The 17,528-nt window shown below is 60.2% G+C and carries 15 protein-coding genes; 10 read left to right on the top strand and 5 right to left on the bottom strand.

Annotated elements, in window-relative coordinates; all coding sequences use genetic code 11:
- The first annotated feature begins 44 nt into the window (after positions 1-44).
- Positions 45-1,643, top strand: coding sequence for a glutamate--cysteine ligase (gene gshA / locus GWQ31_RS17510; RefSeq protein WP_021138611.1), 1,599 nt, complete (start codon positions 45-47; stop codon positions 1,641-1,643).
- 281 nt (positions 1,644-1,924) lie between these two features.
- Positions 1,925-3,139, top strand: a complete 1,215-nt coding sequence (locus tag GWQ31_RS17505) for an aldose 1-epimerase family protein (RefSeq protein ID WP_021138612.1) — start codon at positions 1,925-1,927, stop codon at positions 3,137-3,139.
- 82 nt (positions 3,140-3,221) lie between these two features.
- Here the strand turns inward: GWQ31_RS17505 and GWQ31_RS17500 are convergent, their stop codons facing one another.
- Positions 3,222-5,012, bottom strand: coding sequence for a long-chain fatty acid--CoA ligase (locus tag GWQ31_RS17500; protein ID WP_265451827.1), 1,791 nt, complete (start codon positions 5,010-5,012; stop codon positions 3,222-3,224).
- Between the two features lie 248 nt (positions 5,013-5,260).
- On the opposite strand from GWQ31_RS17500, the gene GWQ31_RS17495 reads away from it, so the two are divergent.
- On the top strand, positions 5,261-5,749 hold the full coding sequence (locus tag GWQ31_RS17495; RefSeq protein WP_321167829.1) for a thioredoxin family protein: 489 nt from the start codon (positions 5,261-5,263) through the stop codon (positions 5,747-5,749).
- A 9-nt stretch (positions 5,750-5,758) separates the two neighbouring features.
- Here the strand turns inward: GWQ31_RS17495 and rimI are convergent, their stop codons facing one another.
- Both rimI and GWQ31_RS17485 read right to left on the bottom strand, forming a co-directional pair.
- Positions 5,759-6,208, bottom strand: a complete 450-nt coding sequence (gene rimI, locus GWQ31_RS17490) for a ribosomal protein S18-alanine N-acetyltransferase (RefSeq protein WP_265422224.1) — start codon at positions 6,206-6,208, stop codon at positions 5,759-5,761.
- A gap of 97 nt (positions 6,209-6,305) precedes the next feature.
- Complete coding sequence (locus tag GWQ31_RS17485; RefSeq protein ID WP_275909903.1) at positions 6,306-6,722, bottom strand: hypothetical protein; 417 nt, start codon at positions 6,720-6,722, stop codon at positions 6,306-6,308.
- Positions 6,723-6,953: 231 nt separating this feature from the next.
- On the opposite strand from GWQ31_RS17485, the gene GWQ31_RS17480 reads away from it, so the two are divergent.
- Both GWQ31_RS17480 and viaA read left to right on the top strand, forming a co-directional pair.
- On the top strand, positions 6,954-8,579 hold the full coding sequence (locus GWQ31_RS17480) for an ATPase RavA domain-containing protein (RefSeq protein WP_275909902.1): 1,626 nt from the start codon (positions 6,954-6,956) through the stop codon (positions 8,577-8,579).
- Positions 8,580-10,034 (top strand): ATPase RavA stimulator ViaA, encoded by a 1,455-nt coding sequence (gene viaA, locus GWQ31_RS17475; protein WP_275909901.1) that lies wholly within the window; start codon positions 8,580-8,582, stop codon positions 10,032-10,034.
- Here the strand turns inward: viaA and GWQ31_RS17470 are convergent.
- Positions 9,981-10,919, bottom strand: coding sequence for a DMT family transporter (locus GWQ31_RS17470; protein WP_275909900.1), 939 nt, complete (start codon positions 10,917-10,919; stop codon positions 9,981-9,983). The two genes, viaA and GWQ31_RS17470, sit on opposite strands and share 54 nt — an antisense overlap.
- Positions 10,920-11,057: 138 nt before the next feature.
- Between GWQ31_RS17470 and GWQ31_RS17465 the strand changes: the two genes are divergently transcribed.
- A complete protein-coding gene (locus tag GWQ31_RS17465; protein WP_021138620.1) occupies positions 11,058-11,510 on the top strand; it encodes an Lrp/AsnC family transcriptional regulator in 453 nt (150 codons plus the stop codon).
- 6 nt (positions 11,511-11,516) lie between these two features.
- On the opposite strand, the gene GWQ31_RS17460 is transcribed toward GWQ31_RS17465, so the two are convergent.
- Entirely contained in the window at positions 11,517-12,521 is a 1,005-nt protein-coding gene (locus GWQ31_RS17460) for a sensor domain-containing diguanylate cyclase (protein WP_021138621.1), read from the bottom strand.
- A 241-nt stretch (positions 12,522-12,762) separates the two neighbouring features.
- Between GWQ31_RS17460 and GWQ31_RS17455 the strand changes: the two genes are divergently transcribed.
- From GWQ31_RS17455 to GWQ31_RS17440, 4 genes are all read left to right on the top strand, one after another.
- Positions 12,763-14,643 carry a GGDEF domain-containing protein gene (locus tag GWQ31_RS17455; RefSeq protein WP_275909899.1) on the top strand — a complete coding sequence of 627 codons (1,881 nt, stop codon included), beginning with the start codon at positions 12,763-12,765 and terminating at the stop codon, positions 14,641-14,643.
- A gap of 250 nt (positions 14,644-14,893) precedes the next feature.
- Positions 14,894-16,483 (top strand): peptide chain release factor 3, encoded by a 1,590-nt coding sequence (gene prfC, locus GWQ31_RS17450; protein WP_265422237.1) that lies wholly within the window; start codon positions 14,894-14,896, stop codon positions 16,481-16,483.
- Between the two features lie 160 nt (positions 16,484-16,643).
- Positions 16,644-16,982, top strand: coding sequence for a nuclear transport factor 2 family protein (locus GWQ31_RS17445; protein ID WP_058394971.1), 339 nt, complete (start codon positions 16,644-16,646; stop codon positions 16,980-16,982).
- 89 nt (positions 16,983-17,071) lie between these two features.
- Entirely contained in the window at positions 17,072-17,515 is a 444-nt protein-coding gene (locus GWQ31_RS17440; RefSeq protein WP_219598379.1) for a GNAT family N-acetyltransferase, read from the top strand.
- The last annotated feature ends 13 nt before the right edge of the window (positions 17,516-17,528 follow it).

Here is a 17,528-nt window from a genome sequence, read left to right as displayed (position 1 = left end):
ATAGCGTCGCCCCCCTGAGGGGCGGCCACACATGAGCCGTGAATATGACTACGACTAGCTTGTCACTCACCGAGTTGTTGACCGCCCTGGGTTCGCCTGATCGGCTGACGGCCCTCAAGGGGATCCGGCGCGGGATCGAACGTGAATGTCTGCGCATTACCCCGCAAGGGACTCTCTCCCAGACGGATCATCCCAGGAGTCTGGGCTCTGCGCTGACCCACGCCAACATCACTACCGACTACTCCGAGAGCCTGCTGGAGTTCATCACACCGGCGACCGACTCCATCGACAGCCTGATGGAGCAGTTGGGCGACATTCATCGTCACGCCATCCACCATCTCGGTGATGAGCGGATCTGGCCGCTTTCCATGCCCTGCTTCGTCGGCGATGAGGAGAGCATACGGCTGGCCCAGTACGGCAGCTCCAACATAGGGCGGATGAAGACCCTCTACCGGCAGGGGCTGAAGAACCGTTACGGCAGCCTGATGCAGGTGATTGCCGGGGTGCACTTCAACTTCTCCATGCCGGACAGCTTCTGGTGCGAGTGGCAGGATCTGGTGGGCGAGGGCTGCTGCAGCCAGCGCTTCATCTCCGACAAGTACATGGGGCTTATTCGCAATGTCTACCGCTTCGGCTGGCTGGTGCCCTATCTGTTTGGCGCCTCGCCGGCCATCTGTGACTCTTTCCTCAAGGGGCGCAAGAGCAGCCTGCCGTTCCAGAAAACTGGCAAGGGCACCCTCTATCTGCCTTACGCCACAGCGCTGCGGTTATCCGATCTCGGCTACACCAACAGCGCTCAGGCAGGCTTGAAGATAAGCCACGACAGCCTGCCCGACTATGTGAGCAGCCTGCGTCGTGCCATCAACACCCATGATCCCGACTTCGCCAAGATTGGGGTCAAGGTAAACGGCGAGTATCGTCAGCTCAACGACAACGTGCTGCAGCTGGAGAACGAGCTGTACGCACCGATCCGGCCCAAGCGCACGCCGCGCAGCGGCGAGAAGCCCTCAGATGCGCTCGAGCAGCGTGGCATCGAATATATCGAGCTGCGCACCGTGGACGTGAATCCCTTCACGCCATTCGGTATCGATGCGGATCAGATCCGCTTCTTCGACCTCTTCCTGGTCTGGTGTCTGCTGCGCCCGTCTCCCGTGCTGGGGGACGAGGAGATTGCCCGCAATCGCCGTAACCAGAACAAGGTGGTGCTGGAAGGGCGTCGCCCCGGCCTGGAACTGGAAGACGAGCAGGGCAACGCCATCGGCCTCAAGGAGTACGGCCTCCAGCTGTTTGACGAGCTGGCCCAGGTGGCCGAGCTGCTGGATCGCTGCTGTGGCCGCAATCGCTACCGCGAGACCCTTGCGATGCACAGGGAGAAGCTGCTCAACCCGGATCTGACCTACTCTGCCCGTCTGCTCAAGCAGTTGCTTTCGAGCGGCCAGGACAACGGCTGCTTCGGCGACGAGCTGGCGAGCCGCTACCGGGAAGAGATGCTGGCCGGTGAGCTGCAGTACTGGGATCAAGCCTATTTCGCCGCCGAGGCGCGGGAATCCCTGGCCAAGCAGCGGGAGCGTGAACGCAGCGACAGCCTGTCGTTTGATGACTTCCTGGCCGACTACTTCGGTATCCGTCAGACCACGACCTGATCCCTCTGCTTCTCTGTTTGCAAGCCGCTCCCGGGAGCGGCTTTTTATTGCGCGGTTTGTCATTCCAGCCAGCACGCCAACGCGTCCAAAAAGTACCCGAAAATAAGTGTGAGTCAGCCTTCACTTCAGCAGGGCCTGTGGTGTTTTTATTGTCAATCGGCTCACATTTCGCCCTTTTGCAGCTTGAGTCTTGTGGGATGGGGGCCTAACGTCTCGGTAACTGAAACGATTCAGCTTTCACAAAAATCATTCACAAGAACAAGAGACACGAGGATAAATCCATGTTGAAGAAACTCTCCATCGCCGTACTGCTCGCCCTGGGCGCGAGCTCAGGCCAGGCCGCCGAATTCCTGCTGACCGACTCCCAGCAGGGACTGGATGTGGGGGACTGGAAGATAAGCAGCGACAAACTGGGTATCAAGAGTCCCGTCCCCTTCTCCATCGAGAAGAAGCGGCTGCACGGCGGACGGCAGGAGGGGGTGGATCTGCTAATCGTCGACAACGGTGTGATGAAGATTACCCTGGTGCCGACCCGAGGCATGGGGATCAAGGAGGTCAAGGGGGCCGATCTGCGCCTCGGCTGGGATTCTCCCGTCAAGGAGGTGGTCAACCCGGCCTTCATCGATCTGGAGAGCCGCGCTGGTCTCGGTTGGCTCGATGGCTTCAACGAGATGCTGGTGCGCTGCGGTTACGAGTGGACGGGCCACCCCGGGGTGGACGATGACGGCCGACTCAAGAGCCTGCATGGTCGGGTGCAGAACATACCGGCATCCGTGGTCAGCGTGACCATAGATGAGGAGCCGCCCTATGCCATTCATGTGCTGGGTCGGGTGGATGAGCGCACCTTCAAGATGAGCGAGCTGGTTACCTGGACCCAGCTGAGCGTAGTGCCCGGTCAGGCGGAATTTTCCCTGCAGGACAAGTTGACCAACCACGCGGATTATGAGAACGAGTACCAGATCATCTACCACAGCAATTTCGGGGCGCCGATCCTGGAAGAGGGGGCGCAAGTCAGTACGCCGGTGAAGCAGATCTCCCCGTTCAACGACTACGCCAAGGCGGGCCTGAAGAGCTGGCAAACCTATCTGGGGCCGACCAAGGGCTTCGACGAGATGGTGTTCAACCTGGTCCCTTACAGCGATGCCGATGGCAACACCCTGGCTGTGCTCAACAACCGGCAGGGCAGCGCCGGTGTGGCGGTGGCCTACAACACCCACCAGCTGCCCGTGCTGACCCTGTGGAAGAATACCGACACCCGGGCCCAGGGGTATGTGACGGGTATCGAGCCTGGCACCAGCTATGCCTACAGCACCAAGTACCAGCGTCCGCTGGGGCTGGTGCCCAAGATCCAGCCGGGGGAGACCAAGACCTTCGATCTGACCTATCGTCTGCTGCGCAATGGGGATGAGGTGAAGCAGGCGCTGGCAGAGGTCGACAAGATCCAGGGGGGCCGTCCCACCGAGATGCGTGAGCTGCCACTGGTCAAACTGCCCTGATCACTTGTCAGACAGACAGCAAAAAGCCGCTCGATGAGCGGCTTTTTGATTTCATGGCGGGCGGGATCAGACGTGGTTGTACTCAGACATGGTTGTACATGGCCTCGATCTCGCTTTGGTACTTGGATTCAATGATCTTGCGGCGCAGCTTCATGGTGGGGGTGATCTCTCCCAGCTCCATGGAGAAGGCGCTCGGCAGCAGGGTGAACTTCTTCACCTGCTCGAACTTGGCCAGCTCCTTTTGCAAATCCTGGATGCGGGCATCGAAGAACTCCATCACCCGGGAGTGGCGCAGCAGCTCCGTCTTGCACTGGTACTGCAGGTTGATGGAGCGGGCGTACTCTTCCAGCGATTCGAAGCAGGGCACTATCAGCGCCGAGACGAAGTGGCGGGCATCGGCGACGATGGCGATCTGCTCGATGAAGCGATCCTTGCCGATGGTCCCTTCCACCAGTTGCGGTGCCACGTATTTGCCGTTGGAGGTCTTCATCAGCTCCTTCAGCCGTTCGGTGAAGTAGATATTGCCGTCCTTGTCCAGCTCGCCCGCATCACCGGTACAGAGAAAGCCATCTGCGGTCATCACTTCGGCAGTGGCTTCCGGCTTGTTGTAGTAGCCGCGCATCACGGTGGGGGAGCGCACCAGCAGCTCGTTGTTCTCACCCAGCTTCACTTCGATGCCGTTGAGGGCGGTGCCGATGGAGCCCAGCTTGAATTGTTGATCTTCGTAACAGCAGACGGTGGCCGTGGTCTCCGTCATGCCATAGCCGTACTTGAGGTTGAGCCCCATGGCCTGGAAAAAGAGATTCACGTCGTCGGCCAGACGAGCGCCGGCCACCGGCAGGAAGCGGGTATGGCCGCCAAAGCGGGCGCGCAGCTTGCGAAACACCAGTCGCTCCGCCAGCGCGAGCTGGGCACAGAGCAGGGGAGAGGCTGATTTGCCCGCCTGACGGGTCGCCACCATCTGCTTGCCGACGCGGGTGGCCCAGCCAAACAGGGCGCGGCGCAGGCGCGGCGCCTGGGCTACCCTGGCCTGGATCATGGCGTAGGCCTTCTCGTAGAGGCGCGGGACGGCACACATCACGGTCGGCTGCACCTCGCCGATGACATCCATTACCTTCTGCGGGTCGCGAATGTAGACGTTCTCGGCGCCGCAGTAGAGCACATAGTAGGTCCAGGCACGTTCGAACACATGGCTCAGCGGCAGCATGCAGAGCGACACATCCTGCTCGTTGAGGTCCAGGCGACTGTTGTGCATCTCGAAACAGGCGGCGATGTTGGCAAAATCGAGCATGACCCCCTTGGGTTCGCCCGTGGTACCCGAGGTGTAGATCAGGGTCAGCAGGTCATCCATCCGGTACTGGCTTTCCCGCACCCGCAGCTCCTGCTCGCTGGCCTGATGGTTGCCGGAAGCGAGAAATTCCTGAAAGTGGCTGGCCTGGGCGCAGCCGCGCAGATTGACCTTGCCATCGAGGGCGACTATCTGGCGGATCTCGCCATCATTCAACAAGGTCAGCGCCTGATCGAACTGGGGCTGTTCACCGACAAACAGCAGGCCGATACTGGCATCGCGCACTATGTACCTGAGTTGCTCAAGGGTGCTGGTGGGGTAGATGGGCACGCTGACGCCGCGGGCGGCGAGGATGCCGAGATCTGCCTGGGTCCACTCCGGCATGTTGCGGGCGTAGAGACCGACCATTTCGGTTGGCTGGTGGCCGACGCGGATCAGCGCCTGGGCACAGTAGTCCATGGCCTGTCCCAGGGTACGCCAGCCGATGGCGCGCCACTGGCCATCCTGTTGTACGCGCAGGGCGGCCTTGTTGCCAAGCCGGGCAATACGTTCACGCATCAGTCGAACCAGATGGAGTTTCGGCATCAGTCAAACATCCTCAAGTAACAGTTGTACGCCCGCGAGGGCACTAAAATTCGCGCTAGAGTTTAAACTCCAACATTACAGCTTACAAGTGTTCGCTGTTTGTCCTGGATCACAAAGTCGCCAACCAGAGCGAGCTGAGGCATGATGCTTGATAACCATAAGGATCCGGTTAACAGGAGCAGATGATGGTATTGAAAGGCCGGCTGGTAGTGATAGTCGTTGCGGTTGTGGTGGTGGTGTCATTATTGATGGTTGGGGTCACCTGGTGGCTCTGGGCAAATCGTCAGGTGACCTCGCCCTGGTACTACGGCATCAAGGGATATAACCAGGCCCAACAGCAGGCAGCAAGCAGTGGCAAGCCGTTGCTCTATCTTCTGGAAGGTAAAAAATGCCGTAGATGCGAGCTGCTGGACAAGCTGCTGTGGCGTGATCCTGCCATGGCGAAGGTGTATGGGGAGGTGGTCAGGGTGCGGCTCAAGGCTGACAATAAAGATGGCAGTGAACTGGTCTTGAGCTATTTCCCCAAAACGGCCACCTTGCCTGGCGTTTACTTGCAAGAGAGTGGTGGCCCTTTCAAACCCATCAAGATAGTCCCAGATATCCAGCAGATCTGGATGCCCGGTGTGACTTGGCAGAGGGGTTATTTCATGCCGCTCTCTCCGGCGGCTTTCGCTGCTGTGGTCCACACCACGCTGGCGTTGCAAGATCCTGCGGTAAACGATGCACCGCTGGAATGACAGCCCGTATCAGCTGAAGTCGAACAGGCGGGACATGAGCACGGCATCTTCCCGCTCGTTGCCGGTGCCATAGTAGTCGACCCGGCGGCAATACTCGGCAAACCCTTCACTCTCGTAGAGGCCGATGGCTGTCTTGTTGCTGGCGCGCACCTCCAGAAACCAGGCCTCGGCTCTCTTTTCCTTGCTGCGGGCGAGATACTCCTTCAGCAGTGTCCGTCCCAGCCCCTTGCCCTGAAAATCGGGGTGCACGCAGATGTTCATCAGCGAACTGTCGCCCGCCACCAGATCCGAGATGTAGAACCCCGCAGGCCGCCCATCCACCAGCATCAAACCATTGAGATAGCGCGGCCCGAAACAGGAGAGCAGATTGGCCTGGCTCCAGGGCTCCTTGTGGGCGGCTTGTTCTATGGGATAGACAAGCTCGAAGTCGGATTCGAGCAGGGGGCGAAAGAGGTGCATGATCACTCCGGTTAATGCGGGGTCGGCTGGCCCGGTCGGCCAAATGTAAAGTTTGGTAAAGATGAGATGGCCGTGCTGCATTGCGGCCCGGAGCCGATCACAATGAGCCCTGCTCCTGGCTGGATGGCACCCGTTGGCGCAACTGTTGCCACAGCGCCCGTTTGTGGGGCGCATCGGGAGAGAGCGGGCAGATCAGCGCCTCTGGCCAGCGAGGATCCGGCTCGGTGAGCCAGAGCAGCGAGGGGGCAGCTTGCTCCGGCATCTCCTGCAGCAGACTCACCTCATGGGGGGCAATCCCCAGCAACTGGCAGATGTCGTGGAGCAGAGCGGTATCCGGCAGCGCCGGTGCCCGCACCCAGAGCTTGCCGGTGGGCAGGTCGACATGAGGCCGGGGATCTGGCTGCCCGGTCTGTGCTGCCTCATCACGAGAGCCAGCCAGTAACTGGGGGCGTCTGAGTTGCCAGCCTTGAATACCGATTCTGGCCAAGATGTGCTGGCGAACGGGATCTTGCATGGATGATGACTCACTCTTGATCTGAGTTGGTGAAAAATGTGCTGCGAAGGGTACACTCGAACGCCTTTTTCTGCACTCTTTGCCATTCTGCTGTGCTTCCAGTCCGGTCAGTCGGGATGGGGTTGGCAGGCAGACCATAACAGACAACATCATAATAAAACCAACCCCGGGCAATCTGATCGTCATGACGTGACCCGGAATTATCGTGATCCCAGCTTCGGAATGCTCTCTATGTCATTATCTGCTCACAGTTCTGCCCGTGCCGTGCCCATTCATGAACGCCTGCCTAACCTGCTGGCCGCCCTCGGCGAGGGGCTTTATGAACGCCAGGATGCCTTGCGGCTAGGCCTGCTGGCGGCACTGAGCGGCGAGAGCGTGTTTCTGCTGGGCCCCCCCGGGATTGCCAAGAGCCTGATTGCCCGTCGTCTCAAGCTTGCCTTCCATGAAGCCCGTCATTTCGAGTACCTGATGACCCGCTTCAGCACGCCGGAGGAGGTGTTTGGCCCCCTGTCTATCCAGGCCCTGAAGGAAGATGGCAAGTACCTGCGCCTGACCGCCGGATATCTGCCCCAGGCCGAGGTGGTCTTTCTCGACGAGATCTGGAAGGCGGGCCCGGCCATCCTCAACACCCTGCTGACTGCCATCAACGAGCGTCAGTTCCGTAACGGCGACGAGACACTCCCCATTCCGATGCGTCTGCTGATCAGCGCTTCCAACGAGCTGCCCGCCCCGGACAGCGGGCTGGATGCGCTCTATGACCGCATGCTGGTGCGCGTCTGGATGGACAGGGTGCAAGAGAAATCCAACTTCCAGGCCATGTTGTCCAGTGATGGCGCCTCCCCCCGTCACCTCTCTCCCGCCCTGCAGGTGCAAAGCGAGGAATATCTGCTGTGGCAACGGCAGATCGAGCAGGTGGTGTTGCCCGACGAGGTATTCGAGCTTGTCTATCAGCTGCGACAGCGGCTCGACAGCATGGGCGACGAACCCTGCTATGTCTCGGATCGGCGCTGGAAAAAGGCGGTGCGCCTGTGCAAGGCCAGTGCCTTCTTCCATGGCCGGCGGGAGGTAGCGCCGCTGGATCTGCTGCTGCTGAAAGATTGTCTCTGGCATAACGAAGAGAGCCGCACCGCCCTGCTGACGTTGATGGAGGAGTTTGCCCGCCTGCACTGTTACCGGCAGCAGGCATTGATTTCCCGTCATATGGCCGTCACCTCGGCCTTGCAGGAGTTGCAACAGCAGATGAGTATCCGGCTGGCGCTCAAGGCGGATCCCCACAAGGGGATGCTGGGCAAGCGCAGCAAGGGCTGGCAATTACCCCTGGAGGAGGCCCGCAAGCAGGGGGAGCGGGGCCTGCAAATCCAGCTGCACCTGCTTACCCCGGCCCGACTCAGCCCGGAGGAGCCGGATCTGCTGGTAGAGACACTGGAGTGTGACAAGGTGGTGCTGGGTCACTGGCAGTTCGGTGGCGACAAGGTGATGTTCCATCCCGTTGGCAGCAAGACAGGATTGACGCTGGAGCTTGAGCTCGACAGCAGCCAGCGTCTCAATCTGCTCGACAGCCAGCGCCACCCCATTCCTCTGGTGCTGGTGTGCCGTGAGCCCTTGCCTGGTCTGATAAGCGCCCCCTGGTACAAGACCCTTGCCAACCTCAGTGACCAGCTGGCGGCCTTGCGCACCGATCTGCGTCGTCAGCGTCATCGTTTTGATGACCACCAACCCCACCATTTCATCGGCTCGCGCTGGCTGGTAGCCATCGAGGAGGGCTTCTTTACCCTGGCCCGTGAACTTGATCAAACGGCTGAGCAACTGGCCCAGTGGCAGCAGCGCCTGCCACTGCTGTGCGGGGAGCAGGGGTAAATGATCGAAATTGGCACCATGAGCGCCTTGCTGGCGATCTCGGAGGGAGAGATGGTGTCCGAGATGGTGGTCGCCCTGCTGGCCAGTACCCAGATCTCCCGCTTCATCCGGATAGGCAAGGCACAGGGCCGTTCCCTGAAACAGCGGCTGCAGCGCTGGCGCCATCAGGTGAACGACACCATAGCCCATACTCCTGTTCCTCCCGTGCTGGAACAGGAGTTTCTGCTCTATCAGCACTTTATCTCCCTTTCCCTCGCTCGCCTTGTGGCCGAGTTGCCTACCCTGCTCAGTGCTCTGGAGCGGGGTAGCGACTTTGCCGATGAGGGGCGACAGCTGGCCCATCAGTTGGTGGATCATCCCACCGAGGGAGCCAGGCGGCTGATGTTTGAGAAGTGGCGAGCCAGCCTGGTAGGGGCCTTGCTGCGTTTGCAGCAGGAGCTGGCCGAGGCGGAGCGGCTCAGGTTGCAGCAGGAGCTGGAGGAACAGATAGGCGCCAGCGAGGTGCTGGAACAAGTGCTGGATCCCCAGCGGCGCACGGCCGGTGGCTTGTGGAACCTGGCTCAGGGACGCTGGCAGCCTGCCTCTCTGGTGCTGATCCGCCAATATGCCGCCATGTTGCGCAAAGAGCCCATGTTGCAGGAGATCGCAGACAGCATGGGGCGCAGTCTGCACGATAGCGAGCAGTTGCAGCGGCTCCAGCCGCCGCAGCCCACCCTGATCCAGGAGCCGGTGTTAAGCGACGATGTGCCCGATGATCTGGTCGGGATCCACCCGGCCAACGATCTGATGAGAATGCTGCCTAGTGAGGCCGTCATGCTGGGGGTGCCCGAGCTGGAGCTGGAGTTTTACCGCCGCTATCTGGAGCGGCGCCTGCTCAGCTATCAGGCCAGAGGCACCCTGCCGAGGCATCAGTTGCTGCCTCGTACCACGGATCGGGGTGATCAGGAGTTGCAGCCCATGGGGCCAGTGATTGTCTGTATCGATACGTCCGGCTCCATGGGGGGGTACCCTGAGCAGTGTGCCAAGGCGCTGGCGCTGGCGCTGTTGCAGCTTGCCTTGACCGAGCAGCGGCGCTGCTTCGTGATGCTCTTCTCCACCGATGTGGCGACCTTCGAGCTGACCGATGCCAACGGCCTCGATGAAGCTCAGCGTTTTCTGGCCATGACCTTCAATGGCGGCACGGATCTGCTGCCCTGCCTGAGCGCCACCCTGCAACAGTTACAGGCGCCCGGTTTCGAGCTGGCGGATGTGCTGGTGATCTCCGACTTCATTGCCCAGCGTCTGCCCGCTTCGCTGGTGGAGCTGATGGACCGCCAGCGTGGCCGTGGCACCCGGTTCAACGCCGTTGCCATGTCCCGTCACGCCAAGCCGGCCCTGCTGCGGGTGTTCGATAAAAGCTGGCTACTCGACTGCGGTCTGCGCGGCCGCTTGCTGCGCCGCTGGTTGCGTAGCTGATATTGACCCCCCTGATCCGCGCCATACTGGCAGACTGGCCAGCACAACGCCGACACACAAGAGGCCCAGCGCCAGCCATACCGGCTGGGAGAGGGTCTCCCCCAGCAGCCACCAGGCCAACATGGCCGCCATCACAGGGGTCAGGGAGCCGAGTGCCGAGCTGACCTCTGCCCCCAGGGTGCGAATGGCGTGGGCGTAACAGAGCGCCGCCAGCAAACCGGCCCCAATTCCCTGCAACAAACCCTGCCATAACCAGATGCTGGCATGACCCACAGTGGGCAAGGGGCTCCACAGGAGTGTCGGCAGCAGCAACAGGGCTGAGGGCACCGCCACCAGAGCGGCGGCATCCAGTGCCGCGAGTCCGCTATGCCTGACTGCCAGGGTAAACAGGGCCCACAGCAGGGCCGCCCCCAGAAAACAGACTTGCCCCTGCCATAAACCGGGCTCCCCGCTCAGCAGCAGGGTCGCCGTGGCCAGGGCGATGAGGGAGAGCCCGCAGCGTCGTTGGGCGGGGCAAGGTTCGCGCCACAGCAGCAGGCCCAGCAGGCTGACCATGAGGGGGGCTGTGCCCGGTATCAGGGCGCTGCCCTGTGCGACTGGAGCCAGCTGCATGCCGGTGGCGCCGAGCCAGAAGAAGGGCAGACCGGCCCCGGCCAGCATGGCTAGCTGCCAGCGCAGGGGAACGCTGTGCAGCCGGGGGCGGTGGCGCCAGTAGTAGGGAAGCAGCAGCAAGGCGGGGATACCAAATCGCAGCAGCGCCAGCGCCTGTGGCGGGAGCTTCTCCTCGGCACCAAGGCGCAGGGAGAGGAAGAAACCGGACCAGAGCAGCACAGTGGCGAGGGCGGCGGCCCAGCCGCTGCAACGGGGTGACAGGGTGAATGACATAAGGGCTCCCTCCATGGAATGTCCTGCGCCATTATCCGGCCAGGAGGGAGGGTGTTTCAGGGCAAACTGTTTGAGAAATCCGGATGTAGTTGCTAGTTTCAGCTAATCCAGCAGGGATTTTTACCGGATATCGCCAAGATGCTCGACAGAATTGATTTACATCTGCTGCGGTTGCTGCAACAGGATGGTCGCCTCTCCACAGTGGAGCTGGCGGAGCAGGTTGGTTTGTCAGCCTCCCCCTGTGCGCGGCGCCTGAGGCGGTTGGAGGGGGAGGGACACATTCAGGGGTATCGTGCCGTGCTGGCGCGGGAGAAACTTGGCCTTGGCATCACCATCTTCGTCAACGTGCGGCTCAGCCAGCACAAGGAGCCCTTGGTAGATGCCTTCGAGCAGGCGGTGGCGGCCATGGCTGAGGTGATCAGCTGCCACACCGTCTCCGGCAATTACGACTATCTGCTGGAGGTGGTGGTGCCGGATCTGCCTGCCTATGAGCAGTGGATCAGACGATTGCAGTCCCAGGACATGGTCAATGACATCAGCAGCCACTTCGCCATTCGCGCGGTCAAGGTGATGGGGCCGCTGCCCATTTGACTTTTTTCAGGCACCGGGCTGGTGGCCGAGACCCCGCTCGTTGACCTGATCCTGATCCAGCAGGGGCTGGCCGCTGGGCTGGGAGACATAAAAACCCCGCTTGCCGCTGCGTTTGACTCGATACATGGCCTGATCGGCTCTGGCCAGCGCCGTGCTGAAGTCATCCTGTGGCCGGATCTGCGCTATCCCCATGCTCAATCCCACCTCGGCCTCGCCGTTGGGCAGCTCGAACGGAGTCGAGATGACATTGACGCACTGGTGGGCCAGGTGATGGGTGCGGGGATCGTCACTGTGCCAGGGCAGCAGCAACACGAACTCGTCCCCGCCGAGGCGGCCCAGCTTCACCCCTTCGTCACAACAGGCCTTGATCCGCTGGGTGAGGGCGATCAGCAGCTCATCACCTGCCCTGTGGCCCAAGTTGTCGTTCACCTGCTTGAAGTTATCGAGATCGATGAAGCAGATGGCCCTGAACTCCTGCGGGAACTGGCGTTGCAATGCAGTGCGATTGAGCAGGCCAGTGAGAGGATCCCGATGGGCGAGCTGGGCGAGCTGCTGTTCGTACTCCTTCTCATGGGTGATGTCGATGTGGGTACCCATCACCCGCAGCGGTTGGCCCTGCTCATCCCACTCCACCACCCGGCCCCTGTCCAGCACCCAGGTGGTCTTGCCATCCTTGGCGATCATGCGGTGCATCACCTGATAGAAGGGGCTCTTGCCGCTCAGATGATCGAAGAAGGCCTGCAGTACCCGCTCCCTGTCTTCCGGATGCAAGTGTTCACGCCACACATCGAAGTGGGCCGACAGCTCCTTGGGCTGGTAGCCGAGCATGGCCCCCCAGCGTCGGTTGAAGATGATGAGCTTGCCGGTGGGAAGGTGATTCTGCCAGATACACAGGCCAGTGCCGTCCATGGCGGCATCCAGTTTCTCCCGCGCATCGTCGGCCACCCGCTTCAGGCGCTCATTCTCCTGCAGCAGCTTGTCATAGGCGGCCTGCAGCTCCTCGTATGTCATGAACTCGTTCTTCCCTGTGGTCGTTGCGGCCTATAGTCGATGCTGGCTGTGAGCCTGTAAAGTGCGACAAAACGATAATGTAGCCCTCCTCTCGTCTTGCACTCTGCAAAGCTTCTTGCCGGGGCTGATGGCCTGTGAGTGGTACCGCATGGACAGGTTTTGCTGGCGAGCCACCCAAGGAGCGATATGATAAGTCCATGTTTGTGCCGCAATGAGCTTGTTTCCTCTCATGATTCCTAAAATGGCTTCACTTTGTCTGATGCCGCTGCTCCTGCTCGCAGGGTGGGCCGCGCCGGTGTGGGCAGCCCGTGGCCCCTTGCCGGAACCTGTGCTCGTCGGGGAGCTGAGCCAGTTGGAAAATGATGCTCTTCCCCCTCGCGTCTTCCGGCTGCGAGTTGCCGCCTTGGCGGCCCACAGGGAGAGCTACTCACCACAGTTGCAGGGACGCATCGCCCGGTTGCAGTGCTGGGCGCGCGATTCCGAGCGTACCAGCGAATATGAGGCGACCATTGCGTTTGCCAGTGAGCAGCTGGCGTCGGCTCGCAAGCAGCAGGACAGAGAGACGGAGGCCGGGCTCTTTATCTGCCGGGGCTTCAATCAGCAGATGCTGGGCAATATGACCCAGGCCAAGGCGGATTATGATGCCGCCCTGGTACTGGCTGAGGCTCTCGAGGATCCTCGTCTGAAGAGCGATGCACTCAGTTATCGGGGCGATATGTTTGCCTATCAGGGGGCATTGGCACAGGGCTTGATAGACCTGCTCGCCGCCTATGACGGTTATGTTGCGCTGGAACTGGAGGGGATGAGGCTGCAGGTGTTGGCCCAGATTGCCAACACCTACCGGCGAATGGGGATATACGCGCGAGCCCATGAGTATTTTGAAGAGCTGATGCAGGCCTATCTGCAACGGCACGATCAGAGCAACCTGATCGATGTCGGTACCCAGCTGGCCATCCTCTATACCGATCAGGGCCGTTACGAGCAAGCCCTGCCCCTGCTAGAAGCGGGTGAGCGTTATTACCGTCAGCAGCAGAGAGAGATGGATCTTGCCTGGCTCAGGGTCGAGTTGTCCTGGTGCCTGTTGAATCTGAAACGGGTTGACGAGGCGCTGACCAAGCTGGAGCAGGCGAAACCTGTCCTGTATCGACATGAAAAAGATACGGACGAGGCGACGCTGGGGCTCTGGCAACTGGTGATGGGATTGACGCTGGATGCCAAAAAGGAGTGGGACAAGGCCCTGCACTATCTGGCCAGGGCCGAGTCCATCTTCAGTCAGGAGCAGAACCAGCGCTTTCTCGCCTGGATCTATCAGGCCAGGGCCAGAATTCTTGAGCAGCAGGGTCAGGTCAATGGTGCGCTGGCGGCGCTCCAGCAGTATGTGCAGATAAAGAGCGAGCTGGATCGCTTGCTGAACGAACAGCGTTCGGCCCAGATCCGCTTGGAATTCGATCTGGCGCGCAAGGAGTTGGAGAACCAGACCCTCAAGACCCGGCAGCTGGTTCAGGCCGAGCGTTTGAAGCAGTTGCAGGAGCGGCGCCAGTGGCAATATATCGTGGTGGTACTGTTGCTGGTCGTCATGGGGATGCTGGCGCTCTACCTGTTAAATCGCTCCCGCAAGCTGCGTCAGCTTGCCATGACCGACGAGCTGACCGGCATCCACAATCGTCGCCAGATCCAGGCCAAGGGAGAGGTGTGGTTCAGGCAGGCCAGAGACAATGGCAAGCCACTGTGCGTGCTGATCCTGGACATAGACCACTTCAAGCAGGTCAATGACACCCTGGGTCACCACATGGGAGACAGGGTGCTGACTGCCGTGGCCAGGTGCATCGGCGCCCAGATGCGTCATCTGGACAGAGTCGGGCGGCACGGTGGCGAAGAGTTTCTGGTGCTGCTGCCTGATACCCGTATGGAGGAGGCACTCGAGGTGGCTGAGCGGATCCGTCATGAGGTCTCCCGGTTGCACATAGAGGAGATGCCGGAGGGCCATCCGGTGCATGTCAGCATCGGCTGTGCCGAATGCAGCCTGCTCGATGAGACTCTGGGGGATCTGATCAAGCGGGCCGATGAGGCCATGTACAGAGCCAAGCAGGCCGGTCGCAACCAGGTAATGCGGGCCGAATAGGGCGATCTGGCACCCTTCGCGAACGGCTCTAAGCCGGGCTGGGTATTTTTCACTCGCGCGGGTATAATGTCGCGCAATTTTGCTTTGACTCAGGCGAGAAGACCCATGTAACGCAGCCCTCCTCCCTCTCTCCACCGGGTTGGCAAAACGCCAGCTGGCGTGGCTTTCGTTGCGTATACATGTGCCGTGAGCGGCATCCCGTATTTATTCCCACGGTGGCCAAGGCCGCCGCCCAATAGAAGAACGTTGAATTATGTCAGCTGAATTTCTGAGTGAAGTCTCCAAGAGACGCACTTTTGCGATTATCTCGCACCCGGATGCGGGTAAAACCACCATCACTGAAAAGGTCCTGCTGTTCGGACATGCCATTCAGCGCGCCGGTACCGTCAAGGGCCGTGGCTCAGGCCAGCACGCCAAATCCGACTGGATGGAGATGGAGAAGCAGCGTGGTATCTCCATCACCACCTCTGTGATGCAGTTTCCCTATGCCGATTGCCTGGTCAACCTGCTCGATACCCCGGGTCACGAGGACTTCTCCGAAGATACCTACCGTACTCTGACGGCGGTCGACTGCTGCCTGATGGTCATCGATGCCGCCAAGGGTGTCGAAGACCGGACTCGCAAGCTGATGGAAGTGACCCGGCTGCGCGATACCCCCATCCTCACCTTCATGAACAAGCTGGACCGCGAAGTGCGCGATCCCATGGAAGTGATGGACGAGGTGGAACGCGAGCTGAAGATCATGTGTGCCCCCATCACCTGGCCCATCGGCTGCGGCAAATCCTTCAAGGGTGTCTATCACCTCTATAAGGATGAGACCTACCTGTATCAGACCGGTCAGGGCCATACCATCCAGGAGAAGCGGGTGGTCAAGGGCCTGCACAACCCGGATCTAGACGCCGCCATCGGTGAAGATCTGGCAGCCCAGCTGCGTGGTGAACTGGAGCTGGTGCAGGGCGCCTCTCCCGAGTTCGATCACGAGGCCTTCATCGCGGGCGAGATGACGCCAGTCTTCTTCGGTACTGCGTTGGGTAACTTCGGTGTCGACCACATGCTGGACGGCCTGACCGACTGGGCGCCGGCCCCCATGCCGCGCAAGGCCGAGAGCCGCATCGTTGAAGCGACCGAGGAGAAGTTCTCCGGCTTCGTATTCAAGATCCAGGCGAACATGGATCCGAAACACCGCGACCGTATCGCCTTCATGCGCGTGGTGTCCGGCACTTACAGCAAGGGCATGAAGATGCGCCACGTGCGCATCGGCAAGGACGTGAACATCTCAGACGCCGTCACCTTCATGGCCGGTGATCGGGAGCAGGCCATCGAGGCCGTCGCGGGCGATATCATAGGTCTGCACAACCACGGCACCATACAGATAGGCGACACCTTCACCCAGGGTGAGGATCTCAAGTTCACCGGCATCCCGAACTTTGCGCCCGAGCTGTTCCGCCGCATCCGCTTGCGCGACCCGCTCAAGCAGAAGCAGCTGCTCAAGGGGCTGGTCCAGCTCTCCGAAGAGGGCGCTGTGCAGGTGTTCCGTCCACTCATCAGCAACGATCTCATCGTCGGTGCGGTCGGTGTGCTGCAGTTTGACGTTGTGGTGTCGCGTCTGAAGAGCGAGTACAACGTCGAAGCCCTGTACGAGGCGGTCAACGTCTCCACCGCCCGCTGGGTGGAAGGGACTGACGCCAAGAAGTTCGAAGAGTTCAAGCGCAAGAACGAGCTGAACCTGGCGCTGGATGGCGGTGACAACCTCACCTACATAGCCCCGACCATGGTCAACCTGCGTCTGTCTCAGGAACGTCATCCGGACGTTCACTTCCGCCAGACTCGCGAGCATTGATCACCCCGCCCGCGCCCTGCGGGTGGCTGATGACAAGAGAGACCCCGCTTCGGCGGGGTCTTTTGTTATGTGCGCTTTCGGGAGGCTATCCCCATCCGGGGCTTGATGTGTGAATAAAAATAACGGATAAGTGATTTAAATTTCATTAATGGAGATGAATATGTCCGTCACTCTGCCTGTCGAGGCGCAGTTTGCCGCCTACAATGCCCACGACCTCGACGCCTTCCTGGCCTGTTTCGCCGAGGATTTCAAAGGCTATCGCATGCCGACCGAGACCCCGAGCACAGTCGGCAAGGGGGCGCTCCGTAGCTTCTATGCCGAGCACAGATTCAACAACCCGGCCTTGCGGGCCGAGCTGCTTTCCAGAACCCTGCTCGGCAACAAGGTGTTCGATCACGAGCTGATTTATGGTCTCTCCCCTGAGCCCATCGAGAGCGTGGCGGTGTTCGAGGTGAAGGACGGCCTTATCCAGACAGCCTGGTTCTATTTCCCCTCTTGATACGAATATCTAACTATTTCTCCATACGGCGCCAATATATGGTTCCTCTTGGTTATGGGATTTCGGAAAAACTGCAATAAGGACATTGAATGCACATTATCCAGGCCACCCCGGATCATCTTGAAGAAATCAGTTGCCTGTTTGATGCCTATCGGCAGTTTTATGGGCAGGCGCCGGATCAGAGTGCCGCAACCGGGTTTATCGCCGATCGCCTCGAGGATGCCGATTCAGTTATCTTTCTTGCTCGCAATGAGATGGGTGAAAGCATCGGTTTTACCCAGCTTTACCCGGCATTCTCTTCCATTGCCATGAAGCGGATGTGGTATCTCAACGATCTCTTTGTCATCGAGTCAGCCCGCCAGCAGGGAGTGGCGCGAGCCCTGTTAAAACGGGTGGCAAGTTTTGCCAAAGAGACAGATGCGCTGACTGTAAAGCTGGCCACAGCCGTATCCAATCATCCCGCGAAATCGCTCTACGAATCAGAGGGATATCAGAAGGTCATCGCCTTTGATCACTACACCCAACGGGTTTAGGTGAGGCAGAGGG

It is taken from the genome of Aeromonas sp. 2MA4, from assembly GCF_029237305.1.
Lineage (GTDB): Bacteria > Pseudomonadota > Gammaproteobacteria > Enterobacterales > Aeromonadaceae > Aeromonas > Aeromonas salmonicida.
The sequence above is the reverse complement of the archived record's forward strand: the minus strand, read 5'-3'. Positions and strand labels throughout refer to the sequence as shown.